Origin of the sequence: Pseudomonas sp. dw_612, assembly GCF_018449725.1 — a bacterium.
Lineage (GTDB): Bacteria > Pseudomonadota > Gammaproteobacteria > Pseudomonadales > Pseudomonadaceae > Aquipseudomonas.
On the sequence record NZ_JAAVVC010000002.1, the window covers coordinates 237,069 to 259,826 of the forward strand.

The 22,758-nt window shown below is 60.5% G+C and carries 19 protein-coding genes and 3 pseudogenes; 10 read left to right on the top strand and 12 right to left on the bottom strand.

Going from position 1 to position 22,758, the window contains the following annotated elements; genetic code table 11:
- Positions 1-24: 24 nt before the first annotated feature.
- Together HB680_RS04275 and HB680_RS32650 are read right to left on the bottom strand one after the other, a co-directional pair.
- A complete protein-coding gene (locus HB680_RS04275; RefSeq protein ID WP_213937370.1) occupies positions 25-762 on the bottom strand; it encodes a hypothetical protein in 738 nt (245 codons plus the stop codon).
- A 471-nt stretch (positions 763-1,233) separates the two neighbouring features.
- Positions 1,234-1,494 (bottom strand): annotated as a pseudogene (locus HB680_RS32650) (LysR family transcriptional regulator); the annotation flags it as partial.
- Between HB680_RS32650 and HB680_RS04280 the strand changes: the two are divergent.
- Positions 1,468-1,955 (top strand): annotated as a pseudogene (locus HB680_RS04280) (DMT family transporter). The pseudogenes HB680_RS32650 and HB680_RS04280 sit on opposite strands and share 27 nt — an antisense overlap.
- Before the next feature lie 78 nt (positions 1,956-2,033).
- Here HB680_RS04280 and HB680_RS04285 read toward each other — a convergent pair.
- From HB680_RS04285 to HB680_RS04300, 4 genes are all read right to left on the bottom strand, one after another.
- Positions 2,034-3,365, bottom strand: coding sequence for an MFS transporter (locus HB680_RS04285; protein WP_213937371.1), 1,332 nt, complete (start codon positions 3,363-3,365; stop codon positions 2,034-2,036).
- Between the two features lie 188 nt (positions 3,366-3,553).
- Positions 3,554-4,480 carry a hydroxymethylglutaryl-CoA lyase gene (locus HB680_RS04290; RefSeq protein WP_213937373.1) on the bottom strand — a complete coding sequence of 309 codons (927 nt, stop codon included), beginning with the start codon at positions 4,478-4,480 and terminating at the stop codon, positions 3,554-3,556.
- Positions 4,477-5,670, bottom strand: a complete 1,194-nt coding sequence (locus HB680_RS04295; RefSeq protein ID WP_213937375.1) for a CaiB/BaiF CoA-transferase family protein — start codon at positions 5,668-5,670, stop codon at positions 4,477-4,479. Before HB680_RS04295 ends, HB680_RS04290 begins: the two co-directional genes overlap by 4 nt.
- Before the next feature lie 254 nt (positions 5,671-5,924).
- Positions 5,925-6,833, bottom strand: coding sequence for a LysR family transcriptional regulator (locus tag HB680_RS04300; protein ID WP_213937377.1), 909 nt, complete (start codon positions 6,831-6,833; stop codon positions 5,925-5,927).
- Positions 6,834-7,035: 202 nt separating this feature from the next.
- Here HB680_RS04300 and HB680_RS04305 point away from each other — a divergent pair, with 202 nt between their 5' ends.
- Together HB680_RS04305 and HB680_RS04310 are read left to right on the top strand one after the other, a co-directional pair.
- Positions 7,036-8,271, top strand: a complete 1,236-nt coding sequence (locus HB680_RS04305) for an aminotransferase class I/II-fold pyridoxal phosphate-dependent enzyme (protein WP_213937379.1) — start codon at positions 7,036-7,038, stop codon at positions 8,269-8,271.
- A gap of 16 nt (positions 8,272-8,287) precedes the next feature.
- On the top strand, positions 8,288-9,454 hold the full coding sequence (locus HB680_RS04310; RefSeq protein WP_213937381.1) for an MFS transporter: 1,167 nt from the start codon (positions 8,288-8,290) through the stop codon (positions 9,452-9,454).
- Here HB680_RS04310 and yiaY read toward each other — a convergent pair.
- Positions 9,451-10,599: an L-threonine dehydrogenase gene (yiaY, locus tag HB680_RS04315; RefSeq protein ID WP_213937382.1), complete on the bottom strand. Its 1,149-nt coding sequence runs from the start codon at positions 10,597-10,599 to the stop codon at positions 9,451-9,453. The two genes, HB680_RS04310 and yiaY, sit on opposite strands and share 4 nt — an antisense overlap.
- Positions 10,600-10,756: 157 nt before the next feature.
- On the opposite strand from yiaY, the gene HB680_RS04320 reads away from it, so the two are divergent.
- Positions 10,757-11,776, top strand: coding sequence for a DUF4917 family protein (locus HB680_RS04320; RefSeq protein ID WP_213937383.1), 1,020 nt, complete (start codon positions 10,757-10,759; stop codon positions 11,774-11,776).
- 127 nt (positions 11,777-11,903) lie between these two features.
- Here the strand turns inward: HB680_RS04320 and HB680_RS04325 are convergent, their stop codons facing one another.
- A complete protein-coding gene (locus tag HB680_RS04325) occupies positions 11,904-12,446 on the bottom strand; it encodes an XRE family transcriptional regulator (protein WP_201201381.1) in 543 nt (180 codons plus the stop codon).
- Between the two features lie 159 nt (positions 12,447-12,605).
- Here HB680_RS04325 and HB680_RS04330 point away from each other — a divergent pair, with 159 nt between their 5' ends.
- Together HB680_RS04330 and HB680_RS04335 are read left to right on the top strand one after the other, a co-directional pair.
- Entirely contained in the window at positions 12,606-13,388 is a 783-nt protein-coding gene (locus HB680_RS04330) for an aldolase (RefSeq protein ID WP_213937384.1), read from the top strand.
- Between the two features lie 29 nt (positions 13,389-13,417).
- Positions 13,418-14,304, top strand: a pseudogene (locus HB680_RS04335) (dihydrodipicolinate synthase family protein).
- A gap of 129 nt (positions 14,305-14,433) precedes the next feature.
- Here HB680_RS04335 and HB680_RS04340 read toward each other — a convergent pair.
- Complete coding sequence (locus HB680_RS04340) at positions 14,434-14,778, bottom strand: YegP family protein (protein ID WP_213937385.1); 345 nt, start codon at positions 14,776-14,778, stop codon at positions 14,434-14,436.
- Positions 14,779-14,944: 166 nt separating this feature from the next.
- Here HB680_RS04340 and HB680_RS04345 point away from each other — a divergent pair, with 166 nt between their 5' ends.
- From HB680_RS04345 to HB680_RS04355, 3 genes are all read left to right on the top strand, one after another.
- The gene (locus tag HB680_RS04345; protein ID WP_213937386.1) at positions 14,945-15,481 is read left to right on the top strand and encodes an RNA polymerase sigma factor; all 537 of its coding nucleotides are present in this window, start codon (positions 14,945-14,947) and stop codon (positions 15,479-15,481) included.
- Positions 15,478-16,437, top strand: a complete 960-nt coding sequence (locus tag HB680_RS04350; RefSeq protein WP_213937387.1) for a FecR domain-containing protein — start codon at positions 15,478-15,480, stop codon at positions 16,435-16,437. The genes HB680_RS04345 and HB680_RS04350 overlap by 4 nt, the downstream gene beginning before the upstream one ends.
- Positions 16,438-16,560: 123 nt before the next feature.
- Positions 16,561-19,119, top strand: a complete 2,559-nt coding sequence (locus HB680_RS04355; protein WP_213937388.1) for a TonB-dependent receptor — start codon at positions 16,561-16,563, stop codon at positions 19,117-19,119.
- A 142-nt stretch (positions 19,120-19,261) separates the two neighbouring features.
- Here the strand turns inward: HB680_RS04355 and HB680_RS04360 are convergent, their stop codons facing one another.
- Both HB680_RS04360 and HB680_RS04365 read right to left on the bottom strand, forming a co-directional pair.
- Positions 19,262-19,567: a ribbon-helix-helix domain-containing protein gene (locus tag HB680_RS04360; protein ID WP_213937389.1), complete on the bottom strand. Its 306-nt coding sequence runs from the start codon at positions 19,565-19,567 to the stop codon at positions 19,262-19,264.
- A 14-nt stretch (positions 19,568-19,581) separates the two neighbouring features.
- A complete protein-coding gene (locus HB680_RS04365; protein ID WP_213937390.1) occupies positions 19,582-20,163 on the bottom strand; it encodes a DJ-1/PfpI family protein in 582 nt (193 codons plus the stop codon).
- Between the two features lie 299 nt (positions 20,164-20,462).
- On the opposite strand from HB680_RS04365, the gene HB680_RS04370 reads away from it, so the two are divergent.
- Positions 20,463-21,368, top strand: a complete 906-nt coding sequence (locus HB680_RS04370) for a DMT family transporter (protein ID WP_213937391.1) — start codon at positions 20,463-20,465, stop codon at positions 21,366-21,368.
- A 61-nt stretch (positions 21,369-21,429) separates the two neighbouring features.
- Here the strand turns inward: HB680_RS04370 and HB680_RS04375 are convergent, their stop codons facing one another.
- On the bottom strand, positions 21,430-22,644 hold the full coding sequence (locus HB680_RS04375) for an SAM-dependent methyltransferase (protein WP_213937392.1): 1,215 nt from the start codon (positions 22,642-22,644) through the stop codon (positions 21,430-21,432).
- Between the last annotated feature and the right edge of the window lie 114 nt (positions 22,645-22,758).

Here is a 22,758-nt window from a genome sequence, read left to right on the forward strand (position 1 = left end):
TGTTCTTCCCTGATTGGCGCGCAGTCATTGGACGGCCTTGAAGCCTCGTGGCAGAACGTAGGTTTTACCGTCGTAACGCAGTGTGGTCAGAACAGGTTTGGCGGTGGTCGATTTAACCTCACAGGCCTCCCCTTCTCCTTCGCCGACCATGCCAGTCGTTACCGACTTGACGATCAAATCCGCGTAGCCGTGGGAGCTGGTTTTACCGATTTCAATGGTTCGAACGGTGTTCGCACGTTCACCGGCACAGCGCGTATCCCATTCGCCGCTGTAGTCATACACAACGAGGCGGTCCAGCACCGGGCGCAACTTGTTGCCTTCTTTTACATAGAGCGACAACCAGGACTCATCCATGGGATTGGGACCGGATGACCCTTTGAACCTGACTCGTATGCCAAACGCGCGTAGATCGGGCGTGAGTTTGTAGCGTGCGGTGTCGAGTTCCATATCGGCAAAAACAAAGGCATCCGACTCAAAAGCATCTGATTTGTGATACGTCGCCAACGGCTTCGAATCACCCGCCGAGACAACCGCCAGATTGAGATCATATTTCCCCTCAGGCCCGGAATCGCTCGCCGAATACCCGGATGTGAACTGCGATAACGCCGTAATTGCCAGTCCCGGATAAGCCGGCCAGTCCTTGCACACCGAATAACCGAAATCCCCATAAAACGGCGGTTTCTCACACGCGGCAAACGCCTGCGTCGTCATCAACAAACCGCACAGCGCTGCACAACCCCTCAAGCCAGACTTCAATGTCATTCCCTGTTCCTTGTGTGGTTAGAAGATCATCCAGATTCAGGCGCGCACTATCCTCGGTGCGCGGCATCCGCTCAACAAATTGTTCCGTCAGAGGGATGGAACCGTCCACTACTCCATGCGGCTACGTTGTATGTTTGAGTTACAAGCCACGAAATCGAGACATTCATGCCTAATCGTTCAGAGAGTCTGCCCGCCAACACCGCCGATACACCCACTAACGACTCTTGAGAAATGGTGGAGATACGGAGGGCGCTGAGAGAAGCCGATGCGGGAGACTTCGCTACAACTGAAGCAATGAACTCAATCATCGAAAAGTGGTGCCCACAATAATCCGTACCCGATCTGTAGCAGCTGGCGAAGCCTGCGTTCGGCTGCGCAGCAGTCGTGAAATCAGCCGATGCGGTCCTTCAGAAAGACCGCGTGCTCAGGTTTTACGACTGCTTCGCAGCCGAACGCAGGCTTCGCCAGCTGCTACAAAGTGTGAGTATCGCTTGGCTTTACGCACGCCTCAATCCGCCCATTCAACCAATTCAACGCCTGATCCCCACCCCGCCGTTTATGCCACACCAACACAAAGCTAAACGACGGAATATGAAACGGTGGCGCAACGACCATCAACGACTACTCATCAATCCCGCGCAGCCCACGGGAAGCCACGGTGAGAATCAACTCCGTCCCGCTAATAAACTCCGGCGCCACGCTCCGGTGCGGCAGGCTGTTGGCAACTCGGCGGTGATTGCCGGGGCAGTGGTGACGTTTCAGAGTGCGATCAACGCCAACTTGAGTCGCGGCCTCGGGCATCCGCTGTGGGCGACGCTGGCCTCGTTGCTGGTGAGTTTGCTGGTGAGTTTGCTGGTGCTGCTGCCGATCATCCTCGCCCTGCGTTTGCCGCTGCCGTCGCTGGCGTTTGTCAGCAAGGCGCCGCTGTGGATGTGGGCCGGTGGCGTGTTCGGTGTGTGCTTTGTGGCATTGCGGTGATGTTGCTGCCCAGGCATGGCGCGTCGGGGTTTGTGGTGCTGGCGCTGACCGGACAGGTGATGGCTTCGATGGTGCTCGATCATTTCGGGTTGTTCGGGTTGGTGGAGCGGCAACTGACGCTGCCTCGGGTGTTTGGCGCGCTGTTGGTGGTGGCGGGGGTGGTGTTGATTCAGTTCAGCAGTTCCTCGGGTAAAGCGTTGATTGCGACTTCTTGAACATCAAAAGATCGCAGCCTCCGGCAGCGCCTACAGGGGTGCGTGGCCTCTGTAGGAGCTGCCGAAGGCTGCGATCTTTTAAAACTTATCGAGCGTGCGCAGTTTCTGCGGCAACCCCCACATCAGCAACGCAGCCGCAATCAACGCGGCAACGCCGATGACATACAGCGCCGGGGTGGTGCTGCCGGTCAGGTCCTTGATCCGCCCCACCATCACCGGGCTGACGATGCCGCCAAATTGCCCAAGGGTGTTGATCACCGCAATCCCGCCCGCCGCACCGGCGCCCGCACCGGCCAGCAGTTTCGGCGGCAGGGTCCAGAAGCTCGGGATGCAGGCAATGATCCCGGCACCGAGCAAGCCCAGCGCGACGATCAGGAAGGTCGTGTGGTTGGCGAAGATCCCGGCGCAGAAGAACCCGACCGCGCCCAGCGTTACCAGCCCAGCGACAAACTTGCGGCGCTCGCCGGTCGCATCGGACAACCGCCCGATCACCACCATGCTGATCGCGCCGCAGATGTAAGGGATCGCCGTGAGCAAACCGATCATCACCGGGCTTTCGGTGCCGGCGCTGCGGATCAGTTGCGGGGCCCAGAAATTCAAGCCATAGGACGCGACCTGGATCAGGAAGTAGATCAGCCCCAAGGTCAGGAACCCCGGAATCTTCAGCGCCGCGAGCAACGAGCCGCCGCCCTTGTGCGGTTCGTGGTGGGCGATGCGACTGGCCAGCAACGTCTTCTCAGAAGCTGTCAGCCAATGGGCGTCTTCGATGCGGTCCTTGAGCAACTTCAGCACCAGCAAACCCAGGACGATGCAGGGCACGCCGCCGAGCAGGAACAGCCAGTGCCAGCCGCGCATGTCCATCACGCCGTCGAGGTGTTGCAGCACCAGGCCGGAGAACGGTGCGCCGACCAGACCGGCGAACGCCGAGGACAGAAACAGCATCGAGGTGATGCGCCCGCGATAGTGCTGCGGGAACCACAGCGTCAGGTAATACAGGACGCCGGGCGCAAAACCGGCCTCCATTGCGCCGATGACAAAGCGCAGCGCGTAGAACTGCCATTCGCTGTTGACGAAGACCATGGCCGCCGTCGCGACGCCCCAGGACATCATGATCCGGGCGATCCAGCGCCGGGCGCCGACCTTGTACAGCATCATGTTGCTCGGCACTTCGAACAGCACGTAACCGACCACGAACAGCCCGGCGCCGAGGCCGTAGGCGGTGTCGCTCAGGCTCAGGTCGGTTTGCAGTTGGAACTTGGCGAAGCTGATGTTGATGCGGTCGAAAAACGCGAACAGGTAGCAGACCATGATCAGCGGCATCAGGCGCCAGGCGACTTTGCTGACCAGGGCTTTTTCGACATCGAGGCTAACGGACGGGCTCGCGCCCGCCTCCAGTACATTGAGGCTCATGGTGTTTCTCCAGGCGGACTTCCCGTGGGTGTCCGATTGTTTTTGTTGTCTGGTTGAGGTGCTTGGTGATGGAGCTTTTCTGTGGGAGCGGGCTTGCTCGCGAAAGCGGTGTGTCAGTCAATATGGATGGCGACTGACACGACGCCTTCGCGAGCAAGCCCGCTCCCACAGGGGTTATTCGGTGTGGCTCAGGACGGCGTTGGATGCAAATCGCAATTGCGCCCGGCCTTGGCCAGTTGACCGGGCACTTCATGGCCCAACAGCGCCGGCAAGCCTCGGGACAGTTTCAGCAGCAGCGGCAAATCGATGCCGGTGTGAATGCCGATTTCATCGCACAGGTTGACCAGGTCTTCGGTGCAGATATTGCCCGAGGCGCCCGGTGCAAACGGGCAGCCACCGAGCCCGCCGAGCGCCGCGTCGAAACGTCGGGCACCGGCCTCATAGGCGGCGAGGACGTTGCACAAGCCGAGGCCACGGGTGTTGTGGAAATGCAGGGTCAGGTCCGCTGGCGACACCCGCTGCAACACCCGGCGAACCAGTCGATCCACTTGCCGTGGATTGGCCATGCCGGTGGTGTCAGCCAGGGTGATGCCCTGAATGCCGAGTTCCTGATAGGCCTCGACGATTTGCAGCACACGATCCTCATCAATCTTGCCTTCGAACGGGCAGCCGAACGTGGTGGCGATGCTGCCGTTGAGTCGCACCGGCGTGCCGCCGACGTATTGCACGATTTCACCGAACGCCGCCAATGAGGCTTCGCAACGCATGCGCATGTTGGCCAGGTTGTGGGTCTGGCTGGCGGACATCACCAGGTTCAACTCATCGGCCCTCGTCGCCAGCGCCCGCTGCGCGCCTTTGAGGTTGGGGATCAGCGCGACGTAAATCACGCCAGGTTGGCGGGTGATGCCCTTGAACACCAGCTCACCATCGCGCAACGCCGGAATGGCTTTCGGTGAGACGAACGAACCGGCCTCGATGCGGCTGAACCCGGCCAGCGACAGTTGGTCGATCAACGCAATCTTGTCGGCGGTTTCGACCCAGGTCGGCTCGATCTGCAAGCCGTCGCGAGGCGAGACTTCCTGAACGATCAGCGTCTCGGAAAAGTCAGTGATCATTGCACCACTCCTGCGGCTTTCAGCCGTTCGATGTCGGAACCGGTCAGACCCAGCCCGGCAAGAATGCCGTCGGTGTGCTGACCCAAACCAGGCCCGGACCAGTTCACGCCGCCGGGGGTTTCGGAGAGTTTCGGCACGATGCCCGGCATCTTCACCGTGGCGCCGCCGGGCAGTTCGGCGTTGAGCAGCATGTCCCGCGCCTGATAGTGCGGATCGGCGACGATGTCGGCCACGGAATAGATGCGCCCGGCCGGGACTTCGGCGGTTTCCAGCGCGGCCAGTACCTCATCGATTGGCAGACTGCTGGTCCAGTGCGTGATCGCCGCGTCGAGCACATTGCTTTTCAAGGCGCGACCGTCGTTGTGGGCGAATTCCGGCGCGTCAGCCAGATCGCTGCGACCGATCACGTTCATCAGGCGCTTGTAGATCGGATCGCTGTTGCCGGCGATCACCACGTAGGCGCCATCGGACGTCAGGTAGGTGTTGGACGGCGCGATGCCCGGCAACGCGCCGCCGCTGCGTTCGCGGATATGGCCCTGCATGTCGTATTCCGGCACCAGGCTTTCCATCACGTTGAACACGCTTTCGGCCAGGGACACATCGACCACTTGCCCACCGCCCTGCCCGGTCTTGACCCGCAGCAGCGACATCAGCGCGCCGATTACCGCGTGCAATGACGCCAGGGAATCACCGAGGCTGACCCCGACCCGGGCCGGCGGCGAACCGGGGGTGCCGGTGGTGTAGCGAATCCCGCCCATGGCCTCGCCAATGGCGCCGAAACCCGGGCGGTCGCGGTACGGACCGGTCTGGCCGTAGCCGGAGATGCGCACCAGGGTCAGGTTAGGGTTGAGGGCGTGCAGCACGTCCCAGCCCAGGCCGAGTTTTTCCAGGGCGCCGGGGCGCAGGTTTTCGATCAGCACGTCGGCGCTGGTCGCCAGTTGCTTGACCAGTTCGATGCCTTCGGCGGATTTCAGATTGAGTGCCAGGGACTTCTTGTTCCGCGATTGCAGGTACCACCACAGCGAGGTGCCCTCGTGCAGCTTGCGCCATTTGCGCAGGGGATCGCCCTGGCCCATGGCTTCGATCTTGATCACCTCGGCGCCGAACTCGGCCAGCATGCGCGCGGCAAACGGCGCGGCGATCAGCGTGCCGATCTCGATTACTTTGATTGCACTCAAGGGGGCAGTCATCGCGGGGTACCTCTTTATTCTTGGAATATGTGCCAAGGCTAGAGGACCAGGGGGTGGGGAATCCAACCTTCAGTTGGCAAGGGGTGTTCGTGAAACGCGAACGCTCTGGAGATTACCGCGACCTCAAGTCCGTCTTCGCGAGCAAGCCCGCTCCCACATTAGATCTCCAGTGAACATGGATTTTGTGTCCTCAGAAAATCCCCTGTGGGAGCGGGCTTGCCCGCGAAGAGGCCGGCCCATTCAACAAAAATGCATCAGGCCTGACCCCGCAACTGCTCAAACAACATCCGACTCACCGGCGACAACCCCGCCTCATCCCGCACCACCAGAATCAACGCCCGATCCGACCAGTCATCCGTCAACGGCACCGCGTGCAACCCCAACGCCCGCCCAAACAATTCATAGGCTTTCTGCGGCAAGATCCCGATGCCCATGTTCGCCTGGACCATCCGGCACATCGCATCGAACCCCGGCACATGAATCCGCAACCGCAACACCTTGCCCGCCTTGCGCGCCGCCGCGTGGGTGCGCATGTTGATCGAACTGGCGGCATGCAAACCGACGTAGTCGCTGCCCAGGGTATCGGCAAATGCCAGGGTTTCGCGGCTGGCCAACGGATGATCCGCCGGCATCAACACCACCAGTTTGTCCTGGCGATAGAGCACGCTGTGCAAACCTTTGACGTCGCTGTCGCTGGAGCAAATCCCGAGGTCCGCCACACCGTCGAGCACGCCTTGAATCACGCCGCTGCTGGGCCGCTCTTCAAGGTCAGTCTTGACTTGGGGATGGCGCTCGGAAAAGTCCCGCAGGTCTTCCGGCAAGAACTGAATGATCGCCGACAGGTTCGCCAGCATCCGCACATAACCGCGAATCCCGTGACTGTGCTCGCCCAGTTCCAGCCCCATTTTCTCGACGTTGAACAGCATCTGCCGGGCATGGTGCAGCAGCGTCTCTCCGGCCGCGGTCAGGGTCATGCCCTTGGCCTGACGCACGAACAGACTGATGCCGAACGCCTCCTCCAACTCCATCAAACGCTTGCTCGCCGCTGACACCGCAATCGCTTCACGGGTGGCGGCACGGGTCAACGTGCCTTCTTCGTGGACGGCGACGAATAGCTGGAGGGTGATCAGGTCGAGGCGGCGAATCAGGCTTTTTTGCAGCATGGGGGGCTCGATGGCGTGGGTTCGGCTGAGTCGGCAGGATAGCCCGGTTTTGGCCCACAGCCCCACAAGGCACCTTCCTACACATAAATCTCTTGTAACACTCAACCTCGTCGGAATTGGCCGATTCAATGCCCTCGCCGCCCTCTGTAAAGTCTGGAAACACACACGGACCGTTACATCACTCAAGGAAAGGCACGTTCACATGGATCAGTCACCCCACGCGGAAAACACCTTCACCAACTATCGAAAACTGATTTCACTGGCCGACCACGACTGGGAAACCGCCGAAGCCGGGAAAGTCGCAGGACTCAATGTCGACATCCGTAGCGCCAACTGTATGGTTGACCAATACGGGCGCGTATTTCATCACTTCTGCACCACCTCTTACCTGGGTCTGGATCACCATCCCGATCTGCTCAAAGGTGCCATGAACACGTTGTGGGCAACCGGCACCCTACGCGTCGCCAACTCGAAAAACCGCTGCAAACTGGCGATTCTGGACCAGTACGAAACCGAACTGTCCGAGCTGTTCGGCGCCCGTTGTCTCAGCACCTTGTCGTGCAGCGCGGCGAGCGCCGGGGTTCTGCCGTTGCTGGCCAGCGGCGTGTTCACCGACAACCGCCCTCCCGTCATGGTGTTTGACCGGTTGGCGCATTACTCGATGAATCACCTCAAAGCCGCGTGTGCGGACGAAACCAGAGTGGTGACGTGTCCGCATAACGACATGGACTTCCTGGAAAAACAATGTCAGCAGAACACCACCGTCGCGTACGTGGCCGATGGCGCCTACAGCATGGGTGGGGTCGCGGACATGGACAGTCTGTTGTACCTGAAGGATCGCTATGGGCTGTTTCTCTATCTGGACGATTCCCATGCCCTTTCCGCTGTCGGAAAATTTGGCGCCGGCCTGGTGCGCCCCAGGTTGCCCGTCCTTGACGATGACTGCCTGATCGTCGCGTCGCTGGGCAAGTCGTTTGGCGCCAGTGGCGGTCTGGTGATGCTCGGCAGCGAACGGCAGAAGAAGCTGATTCAGCGTTACGGCGGGCCCAGCAACTGGTCGCAAAGCCTGAACAGTGCGGCCATTGGTGCAGGCAGGGCATCGATCAGGCTACACCGCACCCCGGAATTCGCCGCATTGCAGGAAAAACTTCAGGTTAATATCCGGCTCTTTGACAGCCTGATTCGGACCGAACAGCACGGCAGCAACATGGCGATTCGCCTGATTCGCTGCGGTGAAGCGGCGCTGGCAAACAGTCTGGCGACCGAATTGGCCAATCTGGGTTTCTTCACTTCGGCGGTGTTTTTCCCGGTGGTTGCCCAAGGTCAGGCAGCCATCCGGATCACGTTGCGTGCCGATATGGAGGCCGCGCTGATTCGCCACTTTTGTGAACTCATCACCGAGCTTTTGCACACTCACGGCCGGGACGTCAACGGCTGACCCCAGGGAAGATTCCATGAAGAGCAGCACCACCCTCCTCGTCACCTGCAGCACGGTTTTTCTCGCGCAGTTGGGCATGAGCATTTACCTGCCGGCACTGCCGGAGATTGCCCGCCATCTGTCCGCCGAGGCGTCGCAGGTGTCGTGGGGGCTGGCGGTGTACCTGATCGGCATGGCGCTGCCGATGTTGTTCTGGGGCAGCCTCGGTCAACGTATTGGGCGCAAACCGGTGTTGCTCGCGGCGCTCGGTATTTATGGCCTGGGCAATCTGGCCTTGCCTTTGAGCCAGACGCTGGAATCGTTTCTGTTGTTTCGACTGGTTCAGGGCATTGGCGCCAGCGGGATTTCGGTGATGGCGCGGGTGTTGATCCGCGACAGTTTTCGCGGTGACCTGCTGGCCAAGGCGTTGTCGTGGATTTCGATTTCGTTCGTGGTAGCGCTGGGGATTGGCCAATACCTGGGGTCGATCATTCAGGTGGCGCTAGGCTGGCCGGCGATCTTTTATCTGTTGGGAGCAGTCAGCCTGGGGATGGCGGTGATCGTGGCGCGGGTCACCTTTGCGGTGTTGAGCGAAGAAAATGCTCAGTCGTCAGCCTGGCCGAGCTACTGGCGCATTTTGCGTCACCGCGCGTTCCTGCTGCCGGCCTTGGCTGGCGGCCTCGGTTACGGGGTGATCATCGCGTTCAACACCGCCGCACCGTTGATTCTGCAAGGGCCGTTCAACTGGTCGGCCGTGGAATACGGATTGCTGGGTTGGCCGATCAGCGCCGCGTATTTTCTCGGGGCGTTGGGCGTGAATCGCTTCGTGTTGCGCACCGGCCAGCATTGGTTGATGACATTGGGTGTCGGTCTGGTGCTGGCCGGCAGCGGGGTGATGTTGCTGGGGAGTGTGGCGGGAACGTCGGTGGCGTTGCTGTTCTGGCTGCCCTACTGCGTTGCGGTGCTCGGCCAGTCGTTGAATTATCCGATCAGCCTGTCGCTGGCCAACGATGGTTCGCCGGTTGGTGGTGCTTATGCGATGGCGTTGAGCGGCTTCATTCATCAACTGATGGCGGCGGTCATTGGCGGCATCGCCAGCCTGATCGCCAGTCAGCAGGCGTGGCCATTGTCGTTGTTGTGCACCTTGCTGGCCCTGGGCGCGATGCTCTGTGTGAGGTTCGCGCCGGGCCGCAAAACGGGTTAGAACGCGCTGCGGAAAATCTCCTCGATCTGCCGCTGATCCGCCGGGCGCGGATTGGTCAAGCCACAGGCGTCTTTCAGAGCGTTGGCGGCGAGGATCGGGATGTCGTTGAGCTTGGCGCCGAGGTCACGCAGACCGCCGGGAATTTCCACGTCCTTGGCCAAACTGCGAATCGCCGCGATGGCCGCTTGTGCGCCCTCTTCCGGGCTGAAGCCACGAATATCGGCGCCCATGGCGTGGGCCACGTCGGTGAGGCGATCGCCACACACCAGCGCGTTGAAGCTTTGCACATGCGGCAGCAACACAGCGTTGCACACGCCGTGGGGCAAGTCGTAGAAGCCGCCCAATTGGTGGGCCATGGCGTGGACGTAACCGAGGGACGCGTTGTTGAACGCCATGCCGGCGAGGAACTGCGCGTACGCCATGTTTTCCCGGGCGGCCATGTCGCTGCCGTCGCGCACGGCCAGGCGCAGGTTGTTGCTGATCAGGGTGATGGCTTTCAGCGCGCAGGCGTCGGTGATCGGGTTGGCGGCGGTGGAGACGTAGGCTTCGATGGCATGAGTCAGCGCATCCATGCCGGTGGCGGCGGTCAGACTCTTAGGCATGGCGACCATCAGCGCCGGGTCGTTGACCGACAGCAGCGGTGTGACGTTGCGGTCGACGATGGCCATTTTCACGTGACGCGATTCGTCGGTGATGATGCAGAAACGAGTCATCTCGCTGGCGGTGCCGGCGGTGGTGTTGATCGCGATCAGCGGCAGTTGCGGTTTCTCCGATTGATCGACGCCTTCGTAGTCGCGGATCTGCCCGCCGTTGGTCGCGCACAACGCGATGCCTTTGGCGCAGTCGTGGGGCGAACCGCCGCCCAGGGACACCACGAAATCACAGCGGCTTTCCTTCAGCAGGCCCAGGCCGCGCTCGACGTTGGCGATGCTCGGGTTAGGCTTGGCGCCGTCGAAAATCACCGAATCGATGTCCTGCATCGCCAGTTTCTCGGCGATCATCGCCGCCACGCCTGCCTTGGCCAGCCCGGCGTCGGTGACGATCAGCGCTTTGCGAAAGCCGTACTTGCGGATGGCGTCCATGGCTTCGTCGAGGCAACCGGTGCCCATGATGTTCACGGCGGGGATGAAAAACGTGCTGCTCATGACCGAATCTCCTGCGAGGGGCCGAATCGACAGCGCCGATTCAGCGGATGAACACAGGATCGACCGATCAGTCACGGCGCATGTTGATCTGGCTCAACCCCCGGTCGTGATAAAGTCGCCGCCCATCCGACCTTTCGCTTTTGAGACGACCAACGCAATGACCGATTTCCAGGATGTTGATGCCCAACTTGAAGACTGGAACGCCTTGCGCACCACCGCTTCGTTCAACGGCCTGCTGCTGGGCAACGGCGCCAGCCGCGCGGTGTGGGACGACTTTGGCTATGACTCGCTGTTCGAAAACGCCCGAACCGTCGAAGAAAAACCTCTAAGCCAATCCGAGCTGAGCGTGTTCGATGCGCTGCAAACCCGCAGTTTCGAGCAGGTGCTGAGCGCGCTGAAAATCACCAGCCGCGTGAACAAGGCCCTGGCCGTCAGCTCCGCCGCACCGCGCAATCGCTACTACGCGATCAAGGAAGCGCTGATCAACACCGTGCACGCGGTGCACATTCCTTGGCGACTGGTGGTGCCTTCGACATTGGCGACGATCAATCGCGAACTGGCCAGTTACGGGACGGTGTTCACCACTAACTACGACTTGCTGAGCTACTGGGCGATTCAGCACACGCCGGACGTGATCACCGATCTGTTCCACGGCACCGAGCCGGGCTTTGACTTGAGCGCCAGCGCCACCGACAAACCGCGTCTGCTGTACCTGCACGGCGGTCTGCATCTGGTGCGCAATCAGGACGGCACCGCGCGCAAATTGATGTCCACCGAGGGCACGTTGCTCGGCAGCTTCGCCATCAACAACACGATCAAAACCCTGGATGACGTACCGCTGTTCGTCAACGAAGGCCCGGCCCAGGACAAGCTCAAGACCATTCGCAGCTCGGACTATTTGTCGTTTTGCTATGACCAGTTACTGGGGCATGGCGAGGGGTTGTGCATCTTCGGGCATGCGCTGGGCGAGCAGGACAGCCACATCATCCACGCGTTGCGCCAGGCGAAACCGAAGGTGGTCGCGGTGTCGATTTATCCGCGCAGCAAGGCGTTTATTCAGCATCAGAAGCGGCATTACGCGAAGGTGTTTGAGGGGACGGGGGTTGAGTTGAGGTTTTTTGATTCGAAGACGCATGCGTTGGGGAGTACGAAACTTAGGGTTCCGGTCGAGGTTTAGCGGCGAGTCGGCTGACGCCTTCGCGAGCAAGCCCGCTCCCACAGGGGATCTCATGTGTATCCAAAGTTTATGTTCACTGGAGATCCCCTGTGGGAGCGGGCTTGCTCGCGAAGCTTTTGCTCTTGATTCATTCTTCGGTGCTATGCACCACCACCAACAACTGCGCCTGAACCTCCCCCACTGACCGGATCCGATGCGGTTTCTGCGCATTGAAATGCAGCGCATCCCCCCGGTTCAGCAGCACCCGCTCATTCATGAAGTCCACTTCCACCTGCCCTTCGTGGACGAACAGAAACTCTTCCCCCAAATGCTCCTTGAAGGTCTTGTCGGTGAATTCGCTCGGCGGGTAGATGATGAACGGCAGCAGGCTGCGTTCACTGACCTGATGGGCCAGCACCGCATAACCGGGGCTGTGGTCGTTGGCGGCCAAGGATTGGCGTTCGTCGCTGCGCACCAGGCTGTAGCTGTCGAGGCTGATGCTGTCTTCGGAGAACAATTCCTCGACCTTCACGTTCAGTGCCTTGGCCAGTTTCAGCGCAGCCGCAATCGACGGGGTGTTCAGCCCGCGCTCGACTTTCGACAGATAACTCTTGGTCATGCCGGACTTTTCGGCCAGGGCCTCCAACGTCACGCCAAGTTTTTTCCTGAGTAATTTCAAACGGATAGACATGTGCAGCGATTAATCCATCAAGGAGTCGACGATTTGTCCTTGCCAATGACACAAAGTGTCATATAGCCTCTTTAGTGTCATTTGCATTCACCCACGACCTTGCAAGCAACGGGTAAACCGCAAACCCGACGTCCGTTGAACCAGCCAAAGGACACCGATATGGCCAAGACCTTAGCACTCCCCAAAGACCAACTGGTCAAGCAAGCGCTGATCCAGATGCAAAACACCCTGGCGGATAATACGTGGACCGACCGGCAAAAGCTGGCCCTGACCTGCCGCATCCTGTTCGAGAACGGTCACGACTCCGGCCTGGCCGGGCAGATCACCGCTCGCGGCCCGCAGCCAGGCACCTATTACACCCAGCAATTGGGCCTGGGTTTCGATGAAATTACCGCCGGCAATCTGTTGCTGGTCAATGAAGACCTGGACGTCCTCGAAGGCCACGGCATGCCCAATCCGGCCAATCGTTTTCACAGTTGGGTGTACCGCGCCCGGCCGGACGTGAACTGCATCATTCATACGCACCCGACCCATGTGGCCGCGTTGTCGATGCTTGAAGTGCCGTTGCAGGTGTCGCACATGGACCTGTGCCCGCTCTACGAAGATTGCGCGTTTCTCGAAGCCTGGCCCGGTGTGCCGGTGGGCAATGAAGAGGGTGAAATCATTGCCGGCGCACTCGGTGACAAACGCGCGATCCTGCTTTCGCACCACGGCCAGTTGTCCACCGGCGCGAGCATCGAGGAAGCCTGCGTGATTGCGCAACTGATCGAACGCGCGGCGAAGTTGCAGTTGCTGGCGATGAGCGCCGGGACAATCAAACCGATCCTGCCGGAACTCGGCCGCGAAGCCCATGACTGGATTTCCAAACCGAAACGCCACGCCGCCGCGTTCAACTACTACGCTCGGCAGAACCTGCGTCAACACGCCGATTGCCTGAACTGAACCCATTCATTTTCAAAAGGAGCGACAGCATGTCGAACCCAAACATTCACGGCATCATCGGCTACACCATCACCCCGTTCACCGCCAATGGCGAAGGCATTGATCTGGAAGCGCTCGGCCGTTCCATCGACCGCTTGATCGACAGCGGCGTCCACGCCATCGCACCGCTGGGCAGCACTGGCGAAGGCGCTTACCTGAGCGACGCGGAGTGGGATCAGGTCAGCGAGTTCAGCATCACGCATGTGGCGAGACGGGTGCCAACCATCGTCAGTGTGTCCGACCTGACCACCGCCAAAGCCGTGCGCCGCGCGCGTTTCGCCGAGGCGCATGGCGCCGACGTGGTGATGGTGTTGCCGGCGTCCTACTGGAAACTCAGCGAAGCGGAAATCCTCGCCCATTACCGCGCCATCGGCGACAGCATCGGCGTGCCGATCATGCTCTACAACAACCCGGCCACCAGCGGCACCGACATGTCGGTGGAGCTGATTCTGCGGATTTTCAACGCCGTCGAAAACGTCACGATGGTCAAGGAAAGCACCGGCGACATCCAGCGCATGCACAAGCTGCAACTGCTGGGCGAGGGTCAGGTGCCGTTCTACAACGGCTGCAATCCACTGGCGCTGGAAGCGTTTGCGCCGGGGCGAAAGGCTGGTGCACGGCGGCGCCGAACCTGATCCCGCAGTTCAATCTGGAGTTGTATGACGCGGTATTGGCCAACGATCTGGGCAAGGCGCGTGAGGTGTTCTATCGCCAGTTGCCGTTGCTGGATTTCATCCTCAAGGGTGGCTTGCCGGCAACGATCAAGGCTGGGCTGCGAATGACCGGGTTGGAAGTGGGGGATCCACGATTGCCGGTGTTTGCGTTGAGTGAGGCGGGTTGTGGGCAGTTGCAGGGGTTGTTGAAAGCACTGCGCTGATCATCAGATACACACAAAACCATGTGGGAGCGGGCTTGCTCGCGAAAGCGGTACATCAGACAAAAATCTGTCGACTGACACACCGCTTTCGCGAGCAAGCCCGCTCCCACAGGGGATTAGTGTCGGGTGTTAGAGCACCGGCAACGTCTTGTCCTTGATCACCGTCGTCGGCCCGTTCGCCTTGACGCTGGCGATGCCCTTCTCCCGCGCAGCATCGGACGAATACGCCTCACTGCTTCCAATGATTTCGTGATTACCGGCCTTGAGGTTGAAGTAAGGATGACCATCCTTGGTGGTCTTTTTCTCGTAGCGTTCATCCAGCGGGCTGTTTTTCTGCACCGAGGCAATGCCGCCCTCGGCGGCCGCGCGGGTGGTGTAGTGCTCGCTGTTCAGAATGGTTTCGGCATTGGCCGCTTTCAGAACAAACCGAAACTGCCCGGTGCTGGTTTTGCTCAATTCATACCATCCAGACATGGTGCTCTCCTGTCGATTGATCCAGTCAACGTTGCCTGACAGTAAAGACCCTCCACACGGTTTAGCCACTTCTAGAGAACAGTCCTCACGTGCCAGAAGACAAATAGCAATAGTTCTCGATATCATTCGCGACTTTCTGCGCCGCGCTTCGTCAAGAAGGATATCCATGTCTCGCCTCACGCCCGACCCGCTGTCGGCTGACTCCTTTCGCCGGTTCTACGGGGACATCCTGCATTACCTGCGCAAACGCACGGATAACCCCAGCGACGCCGCGGACATGACCCAGGACGTGTTCACCCAATGGCTCGATTACGGCGACCGCGCCAAAGTCGAACAACCACGGGCGTTTCTGTTCCAGATGGCACGCAACCTGCTGCGCGATCACTGGCGGCGGCAGAAGGTGCGGCACATCGTGCAGCCCCATCACGAGGCAGACCCGGAACCCATCGCCGACGATCAGCACGACCCGTTGGCCGGCGCGCAACGCCTGCAACGCCTGGAGCAACTCAAAAGTGTTCTCGCCGAACTCTCGCCGCGCCGTCGAGAAGCCCTTATGCTGCACCGCTTTGAAGGCCTGAGTCAGGCACAGATTGCCGAGCGCATGGGTATTTCCCTGAGCATGGTGGAAAAACACATCGCCTTCGCCCTGTTGCATTGCAAGCAACGCCTGGACCACGAGAACGGCACGGAGCAGCCTGTATGAACCCCCAACACGAGATCGACAGCGATGTGCCGGATGACGGCATCGACGCCCAGGCCGCGAGCTGGTTTGTGCGCAATCGCCAGGATCAGGGCAGCGCCGACCGCAAGGCCTTCGAGCTGTGGATGAACGTGCCTGAACACACCAAGGCCTACCGCGCATTCGAAGAGTTGTGGGCCGATCTGGCCGAACTCCAGCAACAAAACAAACCGGTGCCGCTCGTGGTACGGCGCAAACCCAACATCTGGCGCCCGGCGCTGGCGATTGCGGCGGCGCTGGTCTGTGCGGTGCTGGCGTTCAATCTCGGCACGCCCCATGGCGTCTATCAGCAACAGATCGCGGCCCAGGCCAAAGGCGCGCGTACCTTCAATTTGCCTGATGGCAGCACCTTGTCGGTCAACGCCAACACTCGGCTGCGCATCGCTTTCGACGGCCAGCAACGGCAGATTTACCTCGATCAGGGCCAGCTCTATCTGGAAGTGGCGCCGGACAAAGAGCGGCCACTGTGGGTTCATTCCGGCGAAGCCACGGTGCGGGTGGTTGGCACCGGTTTTGATGTGCGGCGCACCGACAAACAAGTGGTGGTGAGCGTCGCCCACGGCCAGGTCGCGTTTGCCCCGAACAGCACCACGCAAACCCTGCTCGGCGCGCAACAACAGGCCGCATTCGACCTGGCCAGCGGCACCTTGCAACAGCAGACATTGACCGACGCGCCAGTCGCGGACTGGCGCAGCGGCCACTTGTCGTTTCGCAATCGCGAACTGGTCAGCCTGATCGACGAATTGAACCTCTACCGTGCGCGCCCGGTGCTGCTGGCCGATGGAAAACTGGGACGGTTCAAAGTCTCGGGCAACCTCGATGTGAATGATCCCGACGCATTGCTCAACGCGCTCCCGGCGCTGATTCCGGTGAAAACTGTCGCCCTCGCCAACGGCCAGATACGCATCGAAGCACGCTGAAAAAACCTCACATGAGAATATTTTGCATTCGCATGTGAGGTTTTTTTTGCCTGCCGCGTCTTCCTCCGGTCTGCGTTGTGCACGCAGGCCTTTTTGGCCTTTTTCGCCGCCCTGGGGGATTCAATGTTTCGCGCGTCTTCGTCTTATCCGCTCGTCTGCCTTCGCCCGACCCTGCTCGCCGCCTGCCTGACGCTGAGCCTGCAAGCCCACGCCGAGTCCATCAATCTGCACCTGCCGGCGCAGTCGCTGGCCACATCGTTGAGCCAGATTGCCCGACAGGCGAACATCCAGTTGCTGTTCGACGAAGCGCAATTGCGCAACCTCAAGGCCCCGGCCATTGACGGCGATTACAGCGCCGAAGCGGCGATCCGGCAGTTACTCGATAACAGTCAGTTCGGCCTGATCAAGATCAACCAGACCTACGTCGTGCGTCCCGAAGAACCGGTCACCAGCAGCAGCGACGGGATCCAGCTCGACGCCTTGAGCGTGATCGGCACCGGTACCGAAGTCGATTCCAGCACCGTCGGCCGCTCGACCCTGACTCAGGCTGACATCGACCGCCACCAACCGAGCAACATCCCCAGCCTTCTGGCGACTCTGCCCGGCGTGAGCATGGGCGGCTCGATGAAGCCCGGCGGCCAGACCATCAATATCTGGGGCCTGGGCGACGCCGAGGACGTGCCGCTGACCGTGGACGGCGCGACCAAAAGTGGCTTCGAACGCTACCAGCAAGGTACGATTTTTATCGAGCCGGAGCTGATCAAACGCATCGAAGTGGAGAAAGGCCCGCACTCGATGCTCACCGGCAACGGCGGTTTCGGCGGCACTGTGCACATGGAAACCAAGGACGCCCCGGACCTGTTGCAAGAGGGGCGCAACAGCGGCGCGATGGTCAAATACGGCTACGCCAGCAACGACCATCAACAGACCTACAGCGGCGCGGTGTTTGGCCGGACCGATGACGGTCGCGCTGATGCGCTGGTGTACCTGACCAAGCGCGATGGCGACGACATGAAACTCGCCGGCACCCCGCCGGACCCGGATCACAGCTACCCGATCAATCCCAGGCGCCTGCCCAACAGCGCGCAAGATCTCGACGGTCAGTTGCTCAAATTCAACCTGCACCTTAATGACGAACACAGCGTCGGCCTCTCGTATTCGCGTTCCCAAAGCGAGCGCTGGACGCCCTTCTCGTCCGCCAGTTACCCGACGCCGCCGACCCCGTCGAACATCAAACAGTACGGTTACGAAAATGCCTTGAAGCGTTTTCTGGCCAATCGCGAAACCATCGACACGACTTGGTCGACCAAGTACCAGTACCAGCCGCTGGACAATCGCTTGATCGACTTCAAGCTCAGCTACTCGGAGTCCAACACCGACCAGACCGACGAGCGCGATGCCACGGCGTTTTTCCAGACCTCCACCGGTGGACGCAAAATGGACACGGCCTACAAGGACCGCATCCTTGAGGCGAGCAACATCAGCCTGTTCGACACCGGCGTCCTGGCCCACGCGGTGACCAGCGGCGTGCAAATCCGCAAGCACAGCCGCGACACCGAGATGTGGATGCCGGGCAAGACCTACGATGTGCCGAAGTACAACTTCGGCTATTTCCAGCCAAGCTTCATGCCCCAGGGCAAAGTCGACACCAACAGCGCTTACCTGCAAGACGCGATCACTCTGGGCGATTTCACCCTCACGCCGTCCGTGCGCTATGACCACGTGCGCAACCGTGGCGAGGCCAACGACGCGCCGTTCTACGACAACCCGGATCCTTCGTTCGGCCACGATTACAGTGATCGCACCTACACCGGTTGGTCGCCGCGCCTGTCGGCGTTCTGGAGGATGACGCCGGATGTCGGTTTCTTCGTCGACTACAGCAAAACCTGGCGCGCGCCGGTGATCGACGAGCAGTACGAAGTTCAGGGCGTGGGCAGCCGCACCGCCACCAGCGTCGACCTCGACCCGGAACGCATCACCGGTTGGCGCGCCGGTAACATCAGCAACTTCGCCAACGTGTTCCAGGACCACGACAACGTGCAAATCCGCACCACGCTGTTCCGCAACAAAATCGATGACGAGATCTTCAAGGCCACGGGCGTCGGTTGCGAAAACCAGGCGATCAAGGGCGGCACCATCGCGTCGGACTGCAAGGGCTCGGGCCCGATGGGCAACTACCGCAACATCGGCGGCCTGACGATCAAGGGCTTCGAAGTGGAAAGCTTCTACGACTCCACGTACCTGTTCGGCTCGCTGTCCTACTCGTGGCTGACCGGCAAGCACGAAGGCGCCTACACCAACCCGTGGGGCCCGGATGTTTGGGCGCGCGACATACCGCCGCCGAAATGGATCGCGGTGCTGGGGGTGAAGATTCCGAGTTGGGATGCACAGGTCGGTTGGCAGGGTGAGTTTGTGCGCAAGACCGACCGCTTGCCGAGTGACAACTATGGTTCGAGCAAAAACACCGTGGGTGATGTGTTTTATGACCAATACGCGAATGATCGTTACAACGTGCAGGGGTTGTTTGCGAACTGGAAGCCGCAGCAGGCTTATTTGAAGGGGACTGAGGTGAATCTGACCGTCGACAATCTGTTCAATGAGGATTATCGACCGGCGTTGAGTGGGGATCGGGCGTATAGCCAGGGGCGCAATGCCAAGGTGAGTGTGACGCGGTTTTTCTGATTCGGGATTTGTGGCGCCTGACCTGGCGCCTTCGCGAGCAAGCCCGCTCCCACAGTGGTCCTCGGTGTGTTCACATTCTTGTGAACACCAAAGAAACCCTGTGGGAGCGAGCTTGCTCGCGATGGCGTCGCCACCGTCTCAGCTATTTTGCAGCCGTGCGCACCACCGACAACTCCGGCGCCATCACCCGCCGCTGCGCCAAATACCGCATACAACTCACCCGCAAGAACGACGCAAAATTCACCACTTCCCCGCGATAGTCCATCACCTCTTCATACAGCTTGGCGATCAACTGGTTGGTCGTCATGCCATCGACGTCGGCGATTTCGCTGAGGATGTCCCAGAACTGATTCTCCAGCCGCAGGGTGGTGACCACCCCGCAGATGCGCAGCGAGCGGGAGCGCGATTCGTAGAGGATCGGATCGGCTTTGACGTAGAGCTCGCACATGGAAACGTCCCTCGTTACAGCGTGATTTGGGTGCCCAGCAGGCCGAGGAAACCGGCGAGCCAGTTCGGGTGGGCCGGCCAGGCCGGCGCAGTGGCCAGATTGCCTTGAACGTGGCCTTCCGTCACCGGGATATCGATGAACGTGCCACCGGCCAGGCGAACTTCCGGGGCGCAGGCCGGGTAGGCGCTGCATTCGCGACCTTCAAGAATCCCCGCGGCGGCGAGCAATTGTGCGCCGTGGCACACGGCAGCAATCGGCTTGCCAGCCTTGTCGAAATCTCGCACCAGCTCCAGGACTTTTTCGTTCAGGCGCAGGTACTCCGGCGCACGGCCGCCCGGCACCAGCAGTGCGTCGTAATCAGCGGCGTTGACCTTGGCGAAGTCGAAATTCAGGGCAAACAGGTGACCGGGTTTTTCGCTGTAAGTCTGGTCGCCTTCGAAGTCATGGATTGCGGTGCGCACGGTCTGGCCGGCGGTTTTGTCCGGGCACACGGCGTGCACGGTGTGACCGACCATCAGCAGCGCCTGGAACGGCACCATCACTTCGTAGTCTTCGACGTAATCGCCGACCAGCATCAGAATTTTCTTGGCAGCCATGGGGAGGACTCCTCTGGGAATACGTGGGCGTGCAGGAGTATTCAAGGTAGTCCTAATCCGCGTGGGCGGGTAATAACCAGCTACTACCGACAGACCGCGTTATCGTTCTTCGCGAGCAAGCCCGCTCCCACATGTGCCCGAGTCGCCCATGGGAATGCGGTCAACTGTGGGAGCGGGCTTGCTCGCGAAGAGGCCCTCAAACTGTACGGATAATTCTGCGCCTAGCTGTAACAGCGGCAAACCTAATGTTTATGGCTAGATGAACACTCTTCCCGCCACCCTCGACTCTGGTTGCCCTCATGTCCTCGCGCGAAAACACCGGCATGGCCCTCGGCCTGCTCGGCGTCGTCATCTTCAGCCTTACCCTGCCCTTCACCCGCATCGTCGTGCAGGAAATCCACCCGCTGCTCAACGGTCTGGGCCGTGCGCTGTTTGCGGCGGTGCCGGCGGCGTTGTTGTTGCTGTGGCGACGGGAGAAGTGGCCGACCTGGAAACAGGTCAAAGGCCTGACGCTGGTGATCGCCGGAGTGATCCTCGGTTTCCCGGTGTTGTCAGCCTGGGCGATGCAGACCTTGCCGGCGTCCCACGGCGCACTGGTCAATGGCCTGCAACCGCTGTGCGTGGCGCTGTACGCCGCGTGGTTGTCCCATGAACGCCCGTCGAAAGCATTCTGGGCCTGCGCCGCGCTGGGCAGTGCGTTGGTGCTCGGTTATGCGTTGATCAGCGGCGCCGGCAGTATTCAGGCCGGCGATTTGCTGATGCTCGGGGCGATTGCAGTGGGCGGTTTGGGTTATGCCGAGGGCGGCCGTTTGGCCAGGGAAATGGGCGGCTGGCAGGTGATCTGCTGGGCGCTGGTGCTGTCGACGCCGCTGCTGATCGGCCCGGTGACGTACCTGGCGTTGCAGCATCAGGGCGAGATCTCGGCCAAGACCTGGTGGGCGTTTGGCTACGTGTCGCTGTTTTCGCAATTCATCGGGTTCTTTGCCTGGTACGCCGGGTTGGCGATGGGCGGGATTGCGCGGGTCAGTCAGATTCAGTTGTTGCAGATCTTCTTCACGATTGCGTTTTCGGCGTTGTTCTTCGGGGAACACATCGAGCCGATTACCTGGCTGTTTGCGGCCGGGGTGATTGTGACCGTTATGCTGGGCCGCAAGACCGCCATAAAACCTCATGTGGGAGCGGGCTTGCTCGCGAAGGCGGACTAACAGTCAACACAAATGTTGAATTTGACGGCCCCTTCGCGAGCAAGCCCGCTCCCACAAGGGATCAGAGATAGCCGTCCGAATGCAGCAACGTTTCCAGGCAATGCTCCGTGATCTGATAGAAATCCTTCAATTCCTGAATCTTCACCAACAACTGCGCCGGGTCCACTGGCTCGGCGCGTTTGACCGCCAGGATCATCTTGTTCTTGTTGGTGTGGTCCAGTGAGATGAACTCGAACACCTTGGTCTCGTAACCGCAGGCCTCAAGGAACAACGCGCGCAGGCTGTCGGTGACCATTTCCGCCTGTTGGCCCAGGTGCAGACCGTATTGCAGCATCGGCTTGAGCAGCGCCGGACTCTGGATTTGCAGGCGGATCTGTTTGTGGCAGCACGGCGAGCACATGATGATCGACGCACCGGAACGAATGCCGGTGTGGATCGCGTAGTCGGTGGCGATGTCGCAGGCATGCAGGGCGATCATCACGTCCAGCTCGCTCGGCGCCACGCTGCGCACGTCGCCGCATTTGAACACCAGCCCCGGATGGTCGAGCTTCGCGGCGGCTGCATTGCACAGGTTGACCATCTCTTCGCGCAACTCGACGCCCGTCACTTCACCTTCAGCGTTCAAGGTGTTGCGCAGGTAGTCGTGGATCGCGAACGTCAGGTAACCCTTGCCCGAACCGAAGTCCGCCACCCGCACCGGTTTATCCAGCGCCAGCGGCGAGGTGGTCAGGGCATGGCTGAAGACTTCGATGAACTTGTTGATCTGCTTCCACTTGCGCGACATCGCCGGGATCAGCTCGTGCTTGCTGTTGGTCACGCCCAGGTCAGCGAGGAACGGCCGGCTCAAATCGAGGAAGCGGTTTTTCTCCCGGTTGTGCTCGGCGGACGGCACTTCGCGCAATTGCTGGGGTTTGCTCTTGAACAGCGAAGGCTTGCCCTTTTTGCTGTATTCGAGCTGCGCTTCGTCGGTCAGGGACAGCAAATGCGCATTTTTAAACGCGTCCGGCAGCAGCGCGGCGATGGTCGCCACGCCTTCGGCCAGCGGGAAATTCTTGGTGATGTCACGGGTCTTGTAGCGGTAGACGAAGGACAGGCAAGGCTGATCCTTGACCGTGAGCTGCTTGATGATCAGCCGCTGCAAGTCCACTTCGGCGCCGACGTACTTGGCCAGCACCAGTTTGATGAAGGCGTTGGCGTCGAGGCTGGTTTGCAGCAAGTCGATGAATTGGCCGTGGTGATCCGGCGCGAGGCTGGCGGGGGTGGCGGTGACGGACATGGAAAAACGGCCTCGGGCGGTGCGAATCGGGGAATGGCGGGTATTTTAGGGGGGATGCGGGTTTGGGACACGCTGTTATTTACCGAACGGCGCGATCTGTAGCAGCTGCCGAGC